A 16,723-nucleotide genomic window follows, 5' to 3' on the forward strand; every position below is an offset into this window, starting at 1 on the left:
TCAGCCCCGCGGCAGTGGGGGCAGTTCCGGTCATCCGACGATCCAGCCACGACGACTTCCAATCCAACGCCGCCCTGCCCTGGCCAAACGCCTGAGAATCAAGCCACCGACTATCCCGTCCAGCTCGACGCGCTCATGGGGCACCGGCTCACCGCGTGGGGAGGGGGCAACTGCTGGGGAGACCTTGTTGCCCCCTGATCGGTTTCCTTGGCCCAGTGTCAGACGAATCGCAGAAGAGGGACGTCGAACAGGTCCGGTTGGGGTGTGCGCTGCAGCTGGGGGTGGGTGACTTCGATGACGAGCATCTCGGTGAGGAACTGGACGCGGGCGCCGAGAAGATGGCTGGTGTAGCCGGTGGCGGAGTGTTCCTTTATCCCGACCGCGACGTGGATGTGGGGTTTGATCTCGCTGGTGTCCGGGTCGTAGGCGAGGGTGCCGCCACCGAAGGCTTCGACGTTGCGCAGGTGCACTTTCGACCAGACGGGTGCGTCAGGATTGTCGAGCCGGTCGCAGGCGCCGACGATGTCGACCTCGCTGAAACCGGCGATGAACGAGGGGATGTAGCCGCTGCGGAGATTGTTTTCTCGACAGAACTGGGTAAGGGCGGGAAAGAAGTCGTCGCCGTGGTCGAAGGCGACACCGAAGGTCCGGCCGAGGGTGAGTTGGCGGGCACGCATCAGGCGTCCTTGCTCGAATCGGTGGGCCAGGGCCAGGTTTCGGGGTTTGTGTAACCACCGGCGGCTGCGATCGCCGTTCGCAGGGTGGTGTGGTCTCGTGTGGTGGCGAGCAGGGCAGCGAGCAGGATGCGGGACTTCAGCGGATTGAGGTACCCCGCGGGGAGCAGGCCACGGGCGATGAGGTCGCGCTCGGAACCGGGGAAACCGTAGGTGGATTCGAGAACGGAGCCGGCACCGGTTCGGGAGGCCAGCACAACCGGGACCCTGCTGGCAAGTCGTTCGAGAGCGGGCACCAAGCGGGCGGGGACATGACCGGCGCCGAGGGCGGCAACCACGAGTCCGTCGATATGGTCGGTGGCCGCGTTCAGCAGGATCTCGTGGTCGCCGAGAGTGACTGTGTGGATCGGGATGTACAGGTCGTCATCAACCCTGGTGGGTAGGGTGGTGCGGTGGGCGATCCGGTTGAGGAAGCGGGGTTGTCCTTCGACGAGGTAGCCCAGTGGTCCCCCGTCGGGTGATTCGAAGGTGCCGGTGCTGCTGGTGTGGGTTTTGCAGACTCGGCGGGCGGCGTGGATCTCGTCGTTCAACACAACCAGGCAACCTTGACCACGGGCGCTGCGGTCGGCTGCCGTGCTGATGGCGGCGAGCAGGTTGGCCGGGCCGTCGGCCCCGGCGAGGGTGGGGTTGCGCATGGCGCCGGTGACGACAACCGGGTGCGGTGCGGTGTGCAGCAGGTCGATCAGATAGGCGGTTTCTTCGATGGTGTCGGTGCCCTGAGTGACGACGACACCGTCGATGTCCGGCAGGTGTTCGGTGATCGCGTCGACGAGAGCGGTGATGTCGGCGAAGGTGAGCGAGGCGCCCGGCAGCTGGCGGAAGTCGGCGACCTCCACGATGATCCCGGTGGAGGCGAGCCCGGGGACAGCGGCGAGCAGTTGCTCGGCCGACAGGGCGGGGGCGACACCACCGGTAGCGGTGGTCGACATGGCAATAGTGCCGCCGAGGCCGAAAACGATGACACGGCGGGTGATTCGTTCTTGCGACACTCCGGCAGCCTAGCGATCCACGCTGCCGATAGCTCCGAGAAATCCGCACGCACGCTCAATGCCTGCCAGTGACAACCGGCGGCTCCTCGGCTGAATCAGCCCGCCGACACCGTAGTCGGCCAGCTCAGCGCAGCGCCGTGTGAGCCAATGCCAATCCAGCTGAAGGTAGTCCGCCAGCGCACGCAGCCGATACCCCGGCTCGTCCCCGACGAGAATGGAATGGTCGCGAGCCCATCCGATGGCGTCGCGAAACTCCCGCACCGTGGGACGATGGTCGGTGACGTCGACCTGCCAGAGCCGGTCGGTGTTGACCCAGTTGGCGAGGATTGCACACTGGTTGCGGTCGAGAACGAACCCGTGTACGGCCGTGTATTCGGGTTCGATGCACACCACCACCCGAATGCCGACCGACTCATTGAGCGCGGCAGTCAGCAGGGACAGAATTCGCTCGGACGGGGATGACTCGCAGACACGGTCGGGCGGGATGCAGAACGCCCGCGTCGACGTCGGAGTAGCAGCGGCCCTGCCCACCGCGGTGCGTCGAAGGTAGTCGTACTTGTGCGTGAAGAACAACCATGTGCTGGCTTCTTCACCGCGTTGCTCGCGAGACCAAAATTCCGGCGTACCGGTTAGCTGAACCGCGTGGCGCAAGATGTGACGGGCACAGAAGTCAGAACCCAGCCACATCCGTGAGACCGGCGACAAATCCACCGCAAAATCGGGCGCCACGCTCGACCGACGCTCATCTTGCAAAGCGTCCAGGCGCTGCGCTGCGGACTCCAGCTCGTTGTCGTCGTCTAGCAGAGCGTCATCGAAGTTGGTGACCGCCCAGATGACAGCAAATGTGAAGTCATCGAGCTCGTAGGCACGCGGGATCAACAGCGGCGCCCCCTCATTGGAAGCAGTGAGGCGTGAATGCGCACGTCGTCGATCCATACCGTAGAGTCGCTGCCCTTCAACGGTGTTCACGGTGGCAACAACTAGGCTTCGTTGCGGGCGGGCCAACCATGTGGGGGCTGTATCACTTTCGAGCGCAGCTACAACTCGCCCCTCTTCATAGGCGGCCGAGACCGGCAGTGCAGGCGTCGCCGAGCCAGCGAAGTACCGTCCTGCGGGCGTCCGCAAAACCCGCTCGGTCAGCGACGACCCCGCCGAATCGCCACTCAACGCGGTGACGATCGAGGGCAAGGTTGACTGACCGAAACGACGTGAATCCCGTTCGGCTTTGGCTTCGCGCCATAGGGCGATGAGCCCCCCGTCACTGCCCAACGCCCCATCGATCACCCGCACAAGGTCGTACGACGGCAGATTGTGAGCACGCTCGGCCTGCGACACGTACTGGCGGCTGTAGCCGATCAGGGCAGCAAGGCCCGGCTGACTGAGTCCACTCTCGTCTCGCAGACGTTTGATCTCCCGGCGCAGTCGTACGTGTGCCGACGAATCTTCAACGGTTAGTTGACTGTTCGTCGCCATGGAGGAACACCTCCCATACCGAACTACCCGATCCCCGACTGCGCAATAATAGTCGGGTTCTACCCCGTAGAGACCATTACCGCCGGACCGACTGGCAGAGCGATCGTCTCCGCCGCTACAAAGGTAGGGCGGCGGTGGAGTACCGAGCTCAGGCCGCCGCGAACTCCCCGATTCCGATCCCCGCGGTGAAGGCACACCATTCATCGGGCGTAAATGACAAGGTCGTGCCATCGGTGGCGGTCAGCTGGGCACTGCCATCTCGTCGGACATCGACAGTCGGCAGCTCGACAGACCCTAAAGACGCCTCACCGGTAGCGAGGTCGAGGAAAGCCGCCCATCGGGCCACAGGGATGGCGATGATCGGCTGCTGACGAGGATCGTTGGCGGCATTGCGCAGATATTTGCTGTCACGTATGAGCACGACATCACCATCGAATCTGACCTCAACGCAGCTCGTTCCCTGGTTGGAGAACGACGATTTGAACCAGCCGGTTCGAGTCGGGCGAGATGTCACGCTCATGCCGTTTAGCCTATCTCACGTGCTGTTTGCTTGATCAGAGCCAGTGACTCGTCCCGACTGAGTGCCGCCGACTCCACCAGCGAGTAGCTGACGTTCAGTGCCTGCACCTTCTCGGCATCGTCGATGAACCCGGCTAGAACCGGGAACTCGTGCCAGGCCAGCGTGGGCAGGACCGGACCGTCGAAGTCGAAAAGGTAGAAGGTCGCGCCACCTTGCGGCAAGCCGCCGCGTGCGGTGAAGGGCAGGATGCGGATATCAATGTTCTCATGCTCCTCGAGCAGTGAAATCAGGTGATTCAGTTGGCCCCTTAAGACCTCTGGGCCACCGACCTGCTGTAGCAGCGCGGCTTCGCTCATCACGCAGCTCAGCTCAACAGGATCGTCTCCCGTCAGCCGTTCCTGGCGCTTCATGCGGACTTCGACGCGTTGTTCCACCTCCGCTTGCCGGATGAATGTGGTGTCGGTCGACATCACCGCGCGAGCGTAGTCGGCGGTTTGCAGCAAGCCGGTGATCATGAGGCTTTCTCGGCATCGGATGCTGAGTGCGCCGTACTCCATGCCCCACAGGCGCATCGCCTCGTCCGAGAACAGCGCGCCGTATCGAGTCCACCAGCCTCGTTCCTTGCTCGCGGAGCGGAGAGCAAGAAGCTCGACCCGCTCCTCATCGTCGAACTCAAGCACGCTGAACAGGGCCTTGAGCTTCTCCTCTGGGATCAGCCGCCGGTCGTTCTCGAACAACGACCAGTACGCCTTCGTGATGCCGAGGGCCTTGAGTATCGAGGCGATGTCCACACCGAGCTGCTCGCGCCGACGGCGGATCCGTAGGACGAGCTCCCATCGGGCAACAGTCGGAGACATCGGTGGCATGGCATGAACCTCCTTCGCTCGATCAGCAACATTAGCGCATCACAAAACATAAAAACTCGATAGTCCGGTTGTCTTGTCGTGTTTACATGTTTAGTCTTCATATGTGACAGCCGCCACAGGAGTGGGTGGGTTCGGATCCGGCGTCGCCGGTGGATCGAGGAACGATGTCCGTGCAGGTTGATCAGGGGTGGATCGTCAGCGACCGCAGTGAGCATCGAGCCAAGTCGGTGGGCGAGGGCGGGTGGGTGGTGTCCTTCCTGCCCGGCCGGACGCTGACGAAGGAGCAGGCCATCACTGCCATCCAGATCGCGGAAATGGCCGCGGCCACAGAAGAACTCGCCCAGCGCGTAGGCCTTACCGCGATCGAAGCGGTGGGGCTCGCTGTCATCGAGCCGCCGTGGGGGTTGCCCGAACGCGCTACTTCCCGGTGGGAGTTCCGTTTCGCGAGCGCTCTCCGGTCACGCCCCTGGCGGGAGCATTCGCCAGCGCAGCGGACCTAGCCCATCAACAAGCCAGTGCCTCACGACGGCCCTGAGAACCACTGGGGCGGTCGAGTTGGGTGCTGCTCAACAGCATCACGGAGTTTCCATGAGTGCCATAGTGATTCCGGACGACCACCCGCGCGTCCATGAGCTGGCGGCCTATCGTCAGCGTTACCTGACCGCCTTCGGTTGTGCCACGTTCCTGAGCCCAGCGACCGGCGCGCTGACGTTGATCTCCGACCAGTACGCGGCCGTGCTGACCTCGAAGCGGCGCGGGGTGCAGATCGTCGACGCCTTGCACCCGAAGGTGGTGCCGGTCGTGGCGACGCGACCGCAGGTGTGGATGTTCCTCACCGCGAGACCGCTTGCCACTGACGATATCGCGGCGATGATCTCCAGCCTGTACGGCTGCGGGGGCACGGTCTTGCTGCTGCCGGGCGATGAAATTCCGCTTCCCACACCGGGTTCCGATCGGCGGAACTGGATCACCGAGCCGGGTGAGTTCCCACCGTTCGCCGAGGTCGTCGCCGCGACGATCCGGGTGGCGTCCGAGGAGGCGGGTCGATGATCGAGGGGGAGCTGACCGAGCTGCAGGTGAAGGTGATCGCGGCGCTGGCCGATGGTCAGCCGCACACGTTGGTGCAGTTGGCGAAGCAGCTCAAAAGGCCGGTACCGGCGCTGCAGGCGACCGCGACGTGGCTGACCCATCACGGCTATCTCAAACGGGTCAACACCTACAAGCTGGACGAGCAGGGTCAGCAGGTCGCGGCGACGCTACAGGGGGAAGGGGGTACCCCGTGACGCCCAAGGCCCTGGTGTACGGGCTGGCCGGGGTGGGGTTCGCCGCGATGACCACGCTGGCGGGGTGGGTCACCGGGTTGGGGCAGCCACCTCGCCACAGTGCCCCGGTTGCGGACTGGCCCCGCAAGAACCCCGACGGGACCATCACTCGCCCGGTCGTCGGGCGCGCGATAACCCAGCGCCGAGGCAGGTATCCGACCGAACCGCTCCCGATTCCCGACCAGGCACGCTCGGGCGAGGTCGCCGCGCTGCGGCAGCATTTCCAACCCGTAACCACGATTGCGCCGCCGCGCCGGACCACCACCACTCGAGCGCGCAGCGGGCCCGTGCGGAGGCGGTGAGCTGGTCATGGCCGACGCCGCAGCCGAGGGCCCCGACGATGAGGATGTTCATCTTCGGGTGCGGCTGGGTGAGGTGGCCTTCGACTACCGCGCACGCGCGATCGCGGCGTGGCACTTCCTCCAGGATTGGAGCCGAACCCATTGCGAGCCAGCAGAAGTCATCGACGACACCCCCGAAGCCCTGCAGAACCTACGCCGCCTGCCTTGCGAGCGCCTGTTCCTGGGGCCTTAGCGCACGGAACAACCCCCGGCCCCCGGTAGCGCATGTCGCTGCACCACAGGCCGACCGCACCGCCCACCGCGACCGCCGAGGTGCCGGTGGAGTTCGGGCCCGCCGCGCAAGCGGTCCTGACAGCGCTCGACCGGCTGATTGATGACCTCCTCGCCATGACCAGCTCGTCCCGCAGCTACCCGGAACAGCGCGATTCCGATGCAGGAGGTGATCACCGGCCAATCATCGAAAGCCCTTGATGTCCTTGCTTTTTCAGAGATCCGAGATGAGGAGTACCTCTTGTTGACCAGAGTACGCCGTTTGGCCGCCCTGCTGGCCTACCTCGTGGCCGGTGTGATCATCGCCGATGTGATCGTCGGGATCGCTCGCCTGGCCCGTGAGCTTGTCCACCACCGGACCCGCTTGGCGGACCGCAGTTTCGGGCTCGACAGCGACCCCGATAGCTGACCTACCTGACCCACTCGCGGCTACGCCCGCCCGCCCCTGCCGTGTGCGGGTGGGCACGCTGCGCACCCCATATCCGTTCTCACGCAGGAGATGTGAATGAATATCGGTTCGCTTACCCCTACCTATCGGGGGTCGGTGGCTTCGAGTCCGGTCGCCGATGACCGGCTGGTGGTTCTGGATACCGACGTGCTGCACGACCCGGACGACGCCATCACGCTGGTGGTGGCGGCGCGCACGATCCGGCGGCTGGTCGTGGTGACCGCCGACGAAGTGCTCGTCCCCGCGGAGGGCGGGTTGCGGGCGAGGGGCGCGCGGGCGATGCTCGATGCCCTCGGCCGCCCCGATGTCCCGGTGATCACCGGATTCGGGTCGGATGGTCACCGGCTGGCGATGGATTACGAGACCCTGATGCGGTTGCCGTATCCGCCGATGATCGGCCTGGTCGACACCATCGTGGACCTGTGCGAGCAGGACAGCGAGCCGCTGCGATGGATCGGCTGCGGGCCATTGACCAACCTCGCCGAAATCCTCACCAGCGCACCCCATGTCGCCGAACGCGTCGAGCTGGTGCAGATGGGCGGCTGGCTGGACCCGGCCCGGTACCGCGACCCCTCCCGCGCGTCGCACAATCTGCGGATCGATCCCCGGGCGGCGGGGGTGGTGCTACGGATGTGCCGACACCCCCGCCTGGTCCTGTCCGAACACACCGGCGTCCCCGCGATCCGGGTGACACCGGACTGGCTGCTCTACCAGCGCCTGACCGCGCCGGACGCCCCGCAGTGGGCGCGGATCCCGGCCGCGAATTTCGCGATCTGGTGCCGGAGCCGGTCGGGCAGCTGGATGCACGACCCGCTCACCCTCACCGCCGCCCTCGACCTCGGATTCGTCACCTTCCGCGACGAACGGATCCTCCTCGGCGAGGACGGCCGCCTCTCCTGCGATCCCAACGGCCACGCAGCGCAGGTCAGCACCGAGGTGGACTACGCGGGGTTCGTCGGCTGGCTAGAGGAGGTGACCGCGACGACGCCACAGCCCGAGACCGCCCCTCCCGGGCGATGAGCGGCCCGGACACACCGGAGATCCGCACCGACATCCCGCATTCGGCGCGGATATGGAACTACTGGATGCACGGCAAGGACAACTACGACATCGACCGCGAGATCGGCGACCAATGCCTCGACATCTTCCCCGGCATCGGTGAGACCGCGGTCGAGTCGCGCCGGTTCCAGAACCGCGTCGTGCGCTGGTTGGCCGAGGCCGGGGTGACACAGTTCCTTGATCTGGGGGCCGGGCTGCCCACCGATCCCAACACCCACCAAATCGCCCAGGCCATCCAGGCGCGGGCGCGGGTGGTGTACGCCGACAACGACCCGATGGTCCTCACCCACGCCCGCGCCCTGCTGACCTGCGCCACCGACGAAGGCGTAGTCGGCTACGCCGACACCGACATCCGCGACCCCGACACCGTTCTCGCCGCCGCCCGCGATGTGCTCGACCTGCGCCAGCCGGTCGCGGTGCTGTGCGGACACGTCCTCGGCCACATCGACGGCGTCGAGCACATGCACCGGGTGGTCGCCGAGGTCATCGCGGCCACCGCGCCGGGCAGCTACCTGATGGTGCACGACAGCGTCGACGACACCCGCCAGCGGCTGATGTGGGAGCACTACGCCACGTCCGGGGGCGCCGTCTACACCCCACGCCCACCCGAGACGATCGCCGCCTGCTTCGACGGCTTGGCCCTGGTCGAGCCCGGCGTGGTGCCGGTCAACCACTGGCGACCCGACCCGCCAGCTGGTCCCGTGTCCGCCGAGGCTGCGGGCGAGCTGGCCGCTCCGGTCCCCGCCTACGGCGGCGTGGGCCGCAGGCCGTAATCCCGCTTCCCCTATTCGAGTATCGAAAGAGCATCTGCACCAATGACATTCACATCGCTGTTCCGGTCCCGGCCGCGCCCGGCCGAGACCCGCACCTTCACCGTCGAACCCCTGACCGGGACATCGCCGCCGGTGATGGTGACCGGGACCAGGGCCGACACCTATCAGCCGCGCCGACGCTGCCCCGGCCGCAATCCCGACGACTCTCAGACCGTCACCTGCTACCGGGTGCGCAGTCGCGAGATCCCGTGGTGGCTGACCGCGCACATCCATGCCTGCGCCGGCGGCCACGCCGAACTCGTCGTACACCGCACGCCCGCCCTGATCACCGCCCCGGCACGGACCGCGACCCAGCGCAGCGGGTACGCGAGTTTCGGAGACCGGTCGTTTGAACTGCGGGGCACGGACATCGGGCAGCGCGCGACGTTGCTCGCGGTGGTGACCGAGGTCGACCGTCCGTGCCGGGTGTGCCTGCGCCCGTACGGTGTCACCGGCCACCGGCTCGCCGACGGGCCGGCCCCGACGTGGCTCGGCTCCATCGAGCTGATGTGGTGCAAGGGCTGCGGCCACGGACACCTGGAACCCGGCTGGATCCCTCGCGCCGTCCACCCGCACCCGGCCTCGCACGGGAAAGCGCGGTGACTCCGGCCTGCCGGATCACCCGGCACATGCCCACCGTGCTCATCCTCAGCGCGGTGGCCGCCGAGCTGCACGCACTGGCGATCGTCGAAGTCCTCGTCACCACCGATATCGGTCTCGGGCTAGCCGCGATCGCCGCTTTCCTCGTCGCGGTTGTCCACCTCAGCCGACTACCTCGGTGCTCGTCCTGCCATGGCCGACGACCACCCGAAGGCTGGACCGACCACGCCGTGGCCCACGGTGCGTGACTGCACCGTGCGGTCACCGTGGCGACGGTGGCCTGGTGCGCGACCGCGACGGGTTCTCTCGTCATCGTCTGCGGCGGCCTCCTCGGCGAGCACACCCGCCTCGCCCCGGCGGTGCTGGAGTTGCCATGGCTGGCCACCGGGATTCTGCTCTCCCTAGGCGCGGCGCACCGGCACTGCTGGTGCCCCCCTTCGCCACCCTGACACCTCCACCACGCCAACCTCCTGACAACGCGAAACCGGCTTCGGTGCCGGCAACGATAGCTACACACGCCTCTCGGCTGGCCGCACCGTGCTGATTGACCCGCCGCACGTAGGATTCTTGGGGGTTTCCTCAACTCCGGACGACGGATGTGATCCAGTCTCGGACCGCTGCTTGGTAGGCCGCGGTCGTCCGGGCCAGATTGATCGCGTGACCGGAGTCGGGCAGCACGAACGTCTGCAGCTGGGACTCAGGCTGGTACCAAGGGGCTTCTGCGGCATGGAGAATGTCGCTGCTGGCGCATACGGCGGCGCACAGGCGGTCTTGGGCGCCGTTGGCGACGAGCACAGGCACGTGGACGCGCTCGGCCATAGGTAGAACCGTGCTTGTCATCGCCGTGACGAACTCGGTCGGCGAGAATACGTCCTTGTTCTCCTCGTCGCCAGCCAGGACCGCCGGATCGGTATCAGCTGCGAAGAACGCCTTGGCGCGGCTGCCGGGGGTGGTGGTCAGATAACCCAAGTCGTATCCGGCGAACCGGGCCGAATCCACGAGGGCCGCAGGGCGGAACGAGTCTGCGGCGATGGCGATCGCATCGGGATAGCTGGGCGAGTGGGAGAAGCCAGTGAGCAGCAGCCCGTCGATGCGTTTGGCGGTATCGGTTGCCGCCGCCATGAGCGCGGTGCCTGCGCTCAGTGACACCCCGCCGACGACGACCTTGCGGTAGGGCGAGGCACCGAGGTGGCCTTGCCGGAGGTCGTCGGCGACTTCCAAGATGTTTTGTGCGGCGGTCGATGCGGTCAGGGTCCAGCTCGGTGGGCGTGTGCTGTTGCCGGTGCCGAGCCGGTCGATCACCATCGTGGCGAAGCCCGCCGCGTTCATCGCTCGCGTGAACGAATAGTATTCGGCGACATCGGGTCCGGTCGCGTTCCAATACCACTGGCTCCCGGAGGCGCCCGGTTGCAGCAGAACCACGGTGTCGGTCGGCGCTGTCGGAGCGCACAGCGTTGCGCTGACGTGTCCGCCGGTCACCGCGACCATCATTGGTGAGCACACCGCGGCACCTGGGTCGGCGCGGGTGGCTCCTACGCTCGATCCCACCGCCGCCATCACAAGGAGCATCACCGTTATGGCGGCACGCGACGTTCCATAAGAGGGCGGTCTGCCGCGGTTCGAGAGATGCTCGACGGTGATCATCGCCGGTCCTCACTGGCACCGGATCGTCCCCGGTAGAGAGTGATGAAATTGTGTTCCGGGGTGGCGCTGCGAAGTGTTCGCTCATAGCGGTGTGCTGTTGCGGGCCAGGGGTTGGTGATTCGCCCGTTGGGGTGGCGGTACCAGCTCGACGTGACACGGGGCCACACGGTTTTCGCGAGTGATTGGTCTAGCCATTGCCGGTATCGCGCGTCGGCGAGGGCGCTGACTTCGAGGGCATCGGCGTTCGATTCTTTTTGCCAGCGAAGGCATTTCAGGATGTAGTCACTTTGGGCTTCCTTCATGGTGGGGTTGCTGCCGGCAGGGTTGAAGCTGTTCGGGCCGGCGAGCAGGTACATGTTGGGGAAGCCGCGGACCGCGACGCCGAGGAACGCGTACGCTCCGTCGGCCCACAGTTGCTGCAGCAGCATCCCGTCGCGGCCCCGGACGGTCGTGGGGGCCAGGAACTCGGTGGCTCGGAATCCGGTCGCGAGAATGATCGCGTCGCTGTTTCGGTGCACGTTGTCAACGGTTTTGATGCCCGACTCCGTCACGCGTTCGATCCGGGAGGTGACGAGTTCGACGTTGTCGCGAGACAGGGCTGAGTAGAAGTGGCTGTCGAAGATGATCCGTTTGGCTCCGATCGGGTAATGGGGAGTGAGGGCGGCGCGCAGCGCCGGATCGGTGATACTGCGACGCAGGTGCGTGCGGGCGAGCCATTCCGCGGGTCGTGCGGACCATCCTCGGTGCATGATGGGCGCCAGGACCAGATCCGACCCCCAGCGCACGGCCTGCCGGTACAGGTGATGGCCGCCGGGGAGATGGAGCAGTGCCCTGGTGGCAGGCCCGAACTCGGCCGCCGGTTTGGGCAGGACCCAGTGCGGGGTGCGTTGGTAGACCGACACCTTCCGCGCCACCGCAGCGAGGTGTGGAAGCAGTTGCGCCGCGCTGGATCCGGTGCCGATGACCGCTACGTCACACCCGCGTAGGTCCTGGGTGTGGTCCCAGTCGGCGGTGTGGGTGATCGTGCCGGTGAATCCGGCCATGCCGGCGATGGCGGGGACGTGGGGGCGGTGCAGTTGTCCGGCGGCGAAGATGAGAATGTCGGCCCGAATACGGCCGCCGGATCCTGTGGTGAGATCCCAGCGGCACAGATCGTCGCGGTAGGTCGCTTCCGTGATCGCGGTACGGCAGTGGAGATGTCGCTCCAGCTTGTGGTCGTGCGCCACACAGTCGAGATATTCCAGGATCTGACGCTGGCCCGGATACCGTTGTCGCGTATCGCGATACGGCGCGAAGGAGAACGAGTAGAGGTGGCTCGGGACGTCGCAGGCGCAGCCGGGGTAGGTGTTGTCACGCCAGACCCCGCCGAGCTGGTCGGCTTCCTCGGTGATGATGAAGTTCGTGGTCCCTGCGTTCCGCAGAGCCACGCCCATTCCGATTCCACCGAAGCCGGCGCCGATAATCACTATCGCCGTATCGAGCTCCGCAGCGAGAGAAGGCCTTTGATCTTGTGACGCGACGTGTAGGGTCATCGAATTTTCTCCTTGTCGAGATGCGTCCCGGCAGGCAGTGGTGAGAGTCGCAGGCCGGGCGTGGGGCCCGTCCGGAGATGTCGCTGCCGCGCAGCGGAGCGCGAAATGGTTTGTGGTTAAGATCGATTCACTGTCGATCTGCCGCCGTAGGCGCCAGTTCAGCGGGCGGGTCGGTGGGGAGCCAGTGCTGAGAGAACGCGGCGGTCGCCGCGGTGGTGGCGGCGGCTTGTTCGGCGACTGCGACGGTGCAGCGTCCGAGACCGCACGCCGTGGAGACCGCGTGCACTGGCCGGTGGGCGGCGTGTTCGAACAGCCTTGCCGCGAGCAGGCTGTCGATGACGTTGCCGGGCGATACGACGCCGGCGATCGCGGTCCAGTCGGGGTCCAGGCGCTGCAGGGGGGTGTAGAAGTCCTGGTCGAGAGGCGCCGGTTCGGCGCCGAACGCGCAGGGCAGGTGCACGACGGGCAGCGGGGTGCCGTGGCGGCGGAGGCGGTGGGCGAGCTGGTTGAGCAGTGTGACCGCGGGATCGAGGCTGGTCGGTTGCAGCAGGGCGGTGTGCTTGTGGTCGCCGTAACACAGGTGCAGGCTGGCGTGGGCGCCGAGGTGATGGAGCTCGGTGAGGAACCCGGCGAGCTGGCGGGCGAGCAACTTCGCCAACGCGGCCTTGGTTTTCAGCTGGGTGGCTTTGAGCATCGCCAGCAGAGCGACGGGTGACTCGACCTGCCAGGTGATGGTCGACCCGTGGGTTGCGGTGACGGCGGCGATTTCCTCGAGCACCGCTTGGGTGAACAACGGCAGATACCGCAATGCTGTGGTGATGCTGTCGATATGGCGTAGCGCTCGCGCTGTGGGGAGCCGGTCGGCGAGTGCGGCCCCGGCGAAGGTGAACAAGGCCATGTCGAGCGGGTTGGGTTGGCTCAGTTGCAACTTCACATGGTTGAGGCTGAGTTCTGGTCGCTCTCGGCGTAGTTGGCGGAACGCGGGGACGACATCGGCGATCCGGTCGATGCGGTCCATGCGAAGGTCATCGGCGTGGAGCGTGACGCCAGGCCGTACTCGCGCGGACGGTACATGGTTGTAGTCGACGTAATCGTGGCTACCGCTGCTGAATTCGAGGACGCCCTTGCGGGTGGCGAGGTCGCGCAGATAGGCCATCATCCAGCCGGGGTCGAGGTCACACGGCAGGGTGGTCAGTGGTTGTCCCCCGCTGTGGTCGAGGATCCATTCCATCGCGCTGCGGGGGCTGCTCATCAGCTCTGCGGGCAGGCTGCCCACGAAATGGACACGTCGTTTCATAATGGATTTCCCTTTCTTGTTTTGCTGCGCCCGACCGTGGTCGCGGAACATGGGGCGCCAGGCGCGCCGGAACAATGCGGTTAGCGTCAGGTGGGGGTGTGGCCGTGGAAGGCCCGGAAGTCGGGACCGAATCCGAGGTGCTCGACCGGGGTGGTGGCGCCGGGTACGCCGAACCAGGCGGGGGCGACGGTGCTGGTCGGGAGCCCGGGCAGCGGGACGTGGCGCTCGGGAGTGCATTTGTGCAGTGGCCCGTGCGCGGCGTCGAGCACCGCGCGCAGGTGCGGGTCGATGTGGGAGACGAACAGGCTGCTCATCGCGGTCGGGTCGTCGGCGCGGCGGGCGGCCTCGAACACGGCGTGCAGGGCGGCGAATCGGATGCAGACGGCGCGGTGGGCCCACCAGTGCCGACACCAGGTGTATTGGCCCTCGCGCTGGTGCCCGGCGATGCGGACCGCGGTCACCGGCAGCAGCCAGTTGGTGACGAAGGCGGTCCAATGCGCGAACCGAGGCTTCATCGCCTTCTGTTCGCCGGGCTGCGCGCCCACTGGTGAAGCTGGTCGGGCGCCGAACCATTCACTCGGGATTGGGTCTCCTGATAGTGCTTGGAGCGCAACATGTTTCGATCTGGTGCAGCGGTGCAAGGGCCCGTTGGCGGCGTCGAGGATCCAGCGGAAGTGGGCGTCGACGTGGCTGAGCAGAAAGGTCGACACCGCGGGGCCGGCGCTGCTGCGCCGGGTGGCCTCGAACGCGCTGTGCAGGTGCGCGATGCGGACCGCCACCGAGCGGTGTCGCCACCATTGGGTGCACCAGGTATAGGTTTGCTCTCGGTTGGCCTCGGCCAACCGCACCGCCACAAAAGGCAGTAGCCACTGTTCGGCGAAGTCGACGAAGTCGCGGTAGGCCGGAGGCTTGGGTGTCTTCGTGCTCGCTCCCCCACCAGCTGGTGTCGTCATAGTTCGACACCCCCGGCCGGGCGTGGGTTATCGGGTGGGCTGCCAGGACCGCGGGCCGGTGCGGGCGTGGCGAAGCGACGCAATGATTCGGTGACGATCGGCGCCAGGTCGGGGTTGTCCCACCAGTGGATTTTCCGGATGAGCAGGGGTTGGTGGCCCGGCAGCCGGATCAGGGCGCGATCTTTCGGCAGCGCGCCGAGCTTGGCGATGGTCAGAATCGGTTCGGCCCGCCAGGTGACGGTTTTCTGGCTGCCGCCAGGGCCGATGGAGCGGGAGCGGTCGGCGACCTCGTGGTCGTCGATCAGTTTCGCCCATTCCTCGAGATAGCCGACCGCGGCGATGTTGCCGCCGTAGATCTCGATGGATTGGGCGCGCATGATCCGCAGTCCGTTGGCGCCCCACAGATCCTCGCCTTGCTCGAGGACCTGGATGATCGTCATCAGGATGATTCCACAGCCCGCGCAGTAGGTGTAGTAGCTGGGCAGTTCGCCGATGCGAGCGCAGTTGGCGGCCTCGTCCAACACCGCCAACAGCGGGACCGCGAGCCGGCCGTCCGGGCGGGCGCGCGCGATGGCAAGAGCGGCCTCGAGGATCTGCCCCACCAGGGCCGCGGTCAGTGGTGCGGCGGAATCGGGGCCGGTCATCGACAGCGCGTACAAGGTGTCGCGCGAGGTCACGAACTCGGCCGGTTTGAACTCCGGCAGGTTGTGCTCGGTCGGGCCAGCGACCGCCTCGATCACGATCTGCTCGTCACCGCTTTCGTACACGGTGAGCCGTGTGCGCGCCGGTGGGGTGACCATCCGCGAATAGCCCTCGTCGGACAGCACATTCAGAAAACGCCGCGCCATGTCGTACAAGCCGTCTCGCTGCCGCGCGTACAGGTTCTGGGCTTCCAGGATCCGGGCGCTGGCGCGGTGGCGGCCGTGGCTGCGCAGGATAAGCGCGGGGGTCTGGTCCTGGTCGTGCGACAACCACTCGGCTGCGTGCAGGAGGTCACCGTGCGCGCAGGCTGCCGCGAACAGGTACAGGGCCAGCAACTCCTGTGCGCCGCCGTCGAAGTAGGAGTCCACGCGCGCATTGGCTTGTTGGCTGGCCGAGCCGGAGGAGCCGGAGACGAAGAACGCGGCCAGTTTCCGCGCTGCGGGCAGGCTCGTCACCTGGTCGAGCAGGTTCACCCAGAAGCTGCATTCGGCGCGACCGTCAACTGCTTGCGGATCGCACAGCCACGCCCGCCGGTGGGCGCCTTCGCGCCCGGCGACCGTGTGCCGGTACAGGTCGGGTTTGTTCGACGTCGCCAGCACCGGCCCCCATGCGCCCAGCACGGCGGGAATCGCCCAGGCCATCGTTTTGCCGGTGCGCTGCCCGGCCGCGATGAACACCCCTTGTTCTGGGGGTACGTAAAGGTTCACGCCACCAAGCACGGTGGTGCCCAGCAACGGTCCCGGCAGCGCGCGGATCCTCGGCGGCGCGTCTTTGAGCAGTCGCTGCGCCTCGGCCGAATTGTCCTGCCGCCGGGCCAGAGTGATGGACCGCGGGGAGGCCATGGTGCGGGCCGCGGTATCGATCTGGTCGCGGTGTGGGCGTTTTCTCCTGGCCGTGGCGATACCGACGACTACCGGAGCGGCCAGCAGCGCCAGAGCGACCGTGGACTGCCACGGCCAGCGGTGTCGCCCGAGCACCAGCTGCAGCAACGCCCCGGCGGGATGTGTGGTCACCGGCAGCCCGGCCCACCAGCTACCCAGGCTCAGCGCCAGCCACACCACCAGCAGCACGCCGACCACGCCTAGGAAAATGAGCAGCAACCATGCCTCTTCCCCGAGCCCGCCGGTGGTGCGGCGGCGTGTTTCTCGCCCCGCCATCACCGACTCACCTCACCGAACCGGCAGCGGCTAGGCGGCTTCT

General features: G+C 66.6%; 21 protein-coding genes. 11 read left to right on the forward strand and 10 right to left on the reverse strand.

Translation table 11 applies throughout. The features are described from left to right. Nucleotides 1–218: 218 nt before the first annotated feature. The 5 genes from NDR87_RS14035 to NDR87_RS14055 all read right to left on the reverse strand — a co-directional run bounded on the left by NDR87_RS14035 (nt 219) and on the right by NDR87_RS14055 (nt 4,582). A complete protein-coding gene (locus NDR87_RS14035) occupies nt 219–677 on the reverse strand; it encodes a PPC domain-containing DNA-binding protein (RefSeq protein WP_251912045.1) in 459 nt (152 codons plus the stop codon). Next, a complete protein-coding gene (locus tag NDR87_RS37730) occupies nt 677–1,723 on the reverse strand; it encodes an asparaginase (RefSeq protein ID WP_251912043.1) in 1,047 nt (348 codons plus the stop codon). Before NDR87_RS37730 ends, NDR87_RS14035 begins: the two co-directional genes overlap by 1 nt. A 9-nt stretch (nt 1,724–1,732) precedes the next feature. Further along, nucleotides 1,733–3,196 carry a helix-turn-helix transcriptional regulator gene (locus NDR87_RS14045; RefSeq protein WP_251912041.1) on the reverse strand — a complete coding sequence of 488 codons (1,464 nt, stop codon included), beginning with the start codon at nt 3,194–3,196 and terminating at the stop codon, nt 1,733–1,735. A gap of 148 nt (nt 3,197–3,344) precedes the next feature. Next, entirely contained in the window at nt 3,345–3,716 is a 372-nt protein-coding gene (locus tag NDR87_RS14050; RefSeq protein WP_251912039.1) for a DUF397 domain-containing protein, read from the reverse strand. A 5-nt stretch (nt 3,717–3,721) separates the two neighbouring features. Beyond that, entirely contained in the window at nt 3,722–4,582 is an 861-nt protein-coding gene (locus NDR87_RS14055) for a helix-turn-helix transcriptional regulator (protein ID WP_286013484.1), read from the reverse strand. Nucleotides 4,583–4,746: 164 nt separating this feature from the next. Between NDR87_RS14055 and NDR87_RS14060 the strand changes: the two genes are divergently transcribed. The 11 genes from NDR87_RS14060 to NDR87_RS14110 all read left to right on the forward strand — a co-directional run bounded on the left by NDR87_RS14060 (nt 4,747) and on the right by NDR87_RS14110 (nt 9,643). Next, nucleotides 4,747–5,082 (forward strand): hypothetical protein, encoded by a 336-nt coding sequence (locus tag NDR87_RS14060; protein ID WP_251912033.1) that lies wholly within the window; start codon nt 4,747–4,749, stop codon nt 5,080–5,082. Nucleotides 5,083–5,170: 88 nt separating this feature from the next. Beyond that, nucleotides 5,171–5,632, forward strand: a complete 462-nt coding sequence (locus tag NDR87_RS14065) for a hypothetical protein (RefSeq protein ID WP_251912030.1) — start codon at nt 5,171–5,173, stop codon at nt 5,630–5,632. Beyond that, the gene (locus tag NDR87_RS14070; protein WP_251912027.1) at nt 5,629–5,865 is read left to right on the forward strand and encodes a hypothetical protein; all 237 of its coding nucleotides are present in this window, start codon (nt 5,629–5,631) and stop codon (nt 5,863–5,865) included. Before NDR87_RS14065 ends, NDR87_RS14070 begins: the two co-directional genes overlap by 4 nt. Continuing rightward, the gene (locus NDR87_RS14075) at nt 5,862–6,206 is read left to right on the forward strand and encodes a hypothetical protein (RefSeq protein ID WP_251912024.1); all 345 of its coding nucleotides are present in this window, start codon (nt 5,862–5,864) and stop codon (nt 6,204–6,206) included. The genes NDR87_RS14070 and NDR87_RS14075 overlap by 4 nt, the downstream gene beginning before the upstream one ends. A gap of 7 nt (nt 6,207–6,213) precedes the next feature. Continuing rightward, nucleotides 6,214–6,438, forward strand: coding sequence for a hypothetical protein (locus NDR87_RS14080; RefSeq protein ID WP_251912022.1), 225 nt, complete (start codon nt 6,214–6,216; stop codon nt 6,436–6,438). A 32-nt stretch (nt 6,439–6,470) separates the two neighbouring features. Beyond that, a complete protein-coding gene (locus NDR87_RS14085; RefSeq protein ID WP_251912019.1) occupies nt 6,471–6,677 on the forward strand; it encodes a hypothetical protein in 207 nt (68 codons plus the stop codon). After that, nucleotides 6,637–6,885 carry a hypothetical protein gene (locus NDR87_RS14090; RefSeq protein WP_251912017.1) on the forward strand — a complete coding sequence of 83 codons (249 nt, stop codon included), beginning with the start codon at nt 6,637–6,639 and terminating at the stop codon, nt 6,883–6,885. The genes NDR87_RS14085 and NDR87_RS14090 overlap by 41 nt, the downstream gene beginning before the upstream one ends. 135 nt (nt 6,886–7,020) lie before the next feature. Beyond that, the gene (locus NDR87_RS14095; protein WP_251912014.1) at nt 7,021–7,944 is read left to right on the forward strand and encodes a nucleoside hydrolase; all 924 of its coding nucleotides are present in this window, start codon (nt 7,021–7,023) and stop codon (nt 7,942–7,944) included. After that, on the forward strand, nt 7,941–8,756 hold the full coding sequence (locus NDR87_RS14100) for an SAM-dependent methyltransferase (protein ID WP_251912012.1): 816 nt from the start codon (nt 7,941–7,943) through the stop codon (nt 8,754–8,756). The genes NDR87_RS14095 and NDR87_RS14100 overlap by 4 nt, the downstream gene beginning before the upstream one ends. Nucleotides 8,757–8,798: 42 nt before the next feature. Further along, entirely contained in the window at nt 8,799–9,398 is a 600-nt protein-coding gene (locus NDR87_RS14105; protein WP_251912011.1) for a hypothetical protein, read from the forward strand. Next, the gene (locus tag NDR87_RS14110; protein ID WP_251912009.1) at nt 9,395–9,643 is read left to right on the forward strand and encodes a hypothetical protein; all 249 of its coding nucleotides are present in this window, start codon (nt 9,395–9,397) and stop codon (nt 9,641–9,643) included. Before NDR87_RS14105 ends, NDR87_RS14110 begins: the two co-directional genes overlap by 4 nt. A gap of 331 nt (nt 9,644–9,974) precedes the next feature. On the opposite strand, the gene NDR87_RS14115 is transcribed toward NDR87_RS14110, so the two are convergent. The 5 genes from NDR87_RS14115 to NDR87_RS14135 all read right to left on the reverse strand — a co-directional run bounded on the left by NDR87_RS14115 (nt 9,975) and on the right by NDR87_RS14135 (nt 16,680). Then, complete coding sequence (locus NDR87_RS14115) at nt 9,975–11,039, reverse strand: alpha/beta hydrolase (RefSeq protein ID WP_251912007.1); 1,065 nt, start codon at nt 11,037–11,039, stop codon at nt 9,975–9,977. Then, a complete protein-coding gene (locus tag NDR87_RS14120; RefSeq protein ID WP_251912005.1) occupies nt 11,036–12,571 on the reverse strand; it encodes an NAD(P)/FAD-dependent oxidoreductase in 1,536 nt (511 codons plus the stop codon). The genes NDR87_RS14115 and NDR87_RS14120 overlap by 4 nt, the downstream gene beginning before the upstream one ends. Before the next feature lie 127 nt (nt 12,572–12,698). After that, on the reverse strand, nt 12,699–13,919 hold the full coding sequence (locus tag NDR87_RS14125) for a hypothetical protein (RefSeq protein ID WP_251912003.1): 1,221 nt from the start codon (nt 13,917–13,919) through the stop codon (nt 12,699–12,701). Nucleotides 13,920–13,954: 35 nt separating this feature from the next. Then, nucleotides 13,955–14,821: a DUF4913 domain-containing protein gene (locus NDR87_RS14130; protein ID WP_251912001.1), complete on the reverse strand. Its 867-nt coding sequence runs from the start codon at nt 14,819–14,821 to the stop codon at nt 13,955–13,957. Beyond that, complete coding sequence (locus NDR87_RS14135; RefSeq protein ID WP_251912637.1) at nt 14,818–16,680, reverse strand: type IV secretory system conjugative DNA transfer family protein; 1,863 nt, start codon at nt 16,678–16,680, stop codon at nt 14,818–14,820. The genes NDR87_RS14130 and NDR87_RS14135 overlap by 4 nt, the downstream gene beginning before the upstream one ends. Nucleotides 16,681–16,723: the final 43 nt, after the last annotated feature.

Origin of the sequence: Nocardia sp. CDC159 (assembly GCF_023740735.1) — a bacterium.
GTDB classification, from domain to species: Bacteria; Actinomycetota; Actinomycetes; order Mycobacteriales; family Mycobacteriaceae; genus Nocardia; species Nocardia pulmonis.

Coding starts and splice junctions, on each gene's coding strand:
- NDR87_RS14035 (WP_251912045.1), bottom strand. CDS start 677: ATGCGTGCCCGCCAACTCACCCTCGGCCGGACCTTCGGTGTCGCCTTC.
- NDR87_RS14045 (WP_251912041.1), bottom strand. CDS start 3,196: ATGGCGACGAACAGTCAACTAACCGTTGAAGATTCGTCGGCACACGTA.
- NDR87_RS14050 (WP_251912039.1), bottom strand. CDS start 3,716: ATGAGCGTGACATCTCGCCCGACTCGAACCGGCTGGTTCAAATCGTCG.
- NDR87_RS14055 (WP_286013484.1), bottom strand. CDS start 4,582: ATGCCACCGATGTCTCCGACTGTTGCCCGATGGGAGCTCGTCCTACGG.
- NDR87_RS14060 (WP_251912033.1), top strand. CDS start 4,747: ATGTCCGTGCAGGTTGATCAGGGGTGGATCGTCAGCGACCGCAGTGAG.
- NDR87_RS14065 (WP_251912030.1), top strand. CDS start 5,171: ATGAGTGCCATAGTGATTCCGGACGACCACCCGCGCGTCCATGAGCTG.
- NDR87_RS14070 (WP_251912027.1), top strand. CDS start 5,629: ATGATCGAGGGGGAGCTGACCGAGCTGCAGGTGAAGGTGATCGCGGCG.
- NDR87_RS14080 (WP_251912022.1), top strand. CDS start 6,214: ATGGCCGACGCCGCAGCCGAGGGCCCCGACGATGAGGATGTTCATCTT.
- NDR87_RS14085 (WP_251912019.1), top strand. CDS start 6,471: ATGTCGCTGCACCACAGGCCGACCGCACCGCCCACCGCGACCGCCGAG.
- NDR87_RS14090 (WP_251912017.1), top strand. CDS start 6,637: ATGCAGGAGGTGATCACCGGCCAATCATCGAAAGCCCTTGATGTCCTT.
- NDR87_RS14100 (WP_251912012.1), top strand. CDS start 7,941: ATGAGCGGCCCGGACACACCGGAGATCCGCACCGACATCCCGCATTCG.
- NDR87_RS14105 (WP_251912011.1), top strand. CDS start 8,799: ATGACATTCACATCGCTGTTCCGGTCCCGGCCGCGCCCGGCCGAGACC.
- NDR87_RS14115 (WP_251912007.1), bottom strand. CDS start 11,039: ATGATCACCGTCGAGCATCTCTCGAACCGCGGCAGACCGCCCTCTTAT.
- NDR87_RS14120 (WP_251912005.1), bottom strand. CDS start 12,571: ATGACCCTACACGTCGCGTCACAAGATCAAAGGCCTTCTCTCGCTGCG.
- NDR87_RS14125 (WP_251912003.1), bottom strand. CDS start 13,919: ATGTTCCGCGACCACGGTCGGGCGCAGCAAAACAAGAAAGGGAAATCC.
- NDR87_RS14130 (WP_251912001.1), bottom strand. CDS start 14,821: ATGACGACACCAGCTGGTGGGGGAGCGAGCACGAAGACACCCAAGCCT.
- NDR87_RS14135 (WP_251912637.1), bottom strand. CDS start 16,680: ATGGCGGGGCGAGAAACACGCCGCCGCACCACCGGCGGGCTCGGGGAA.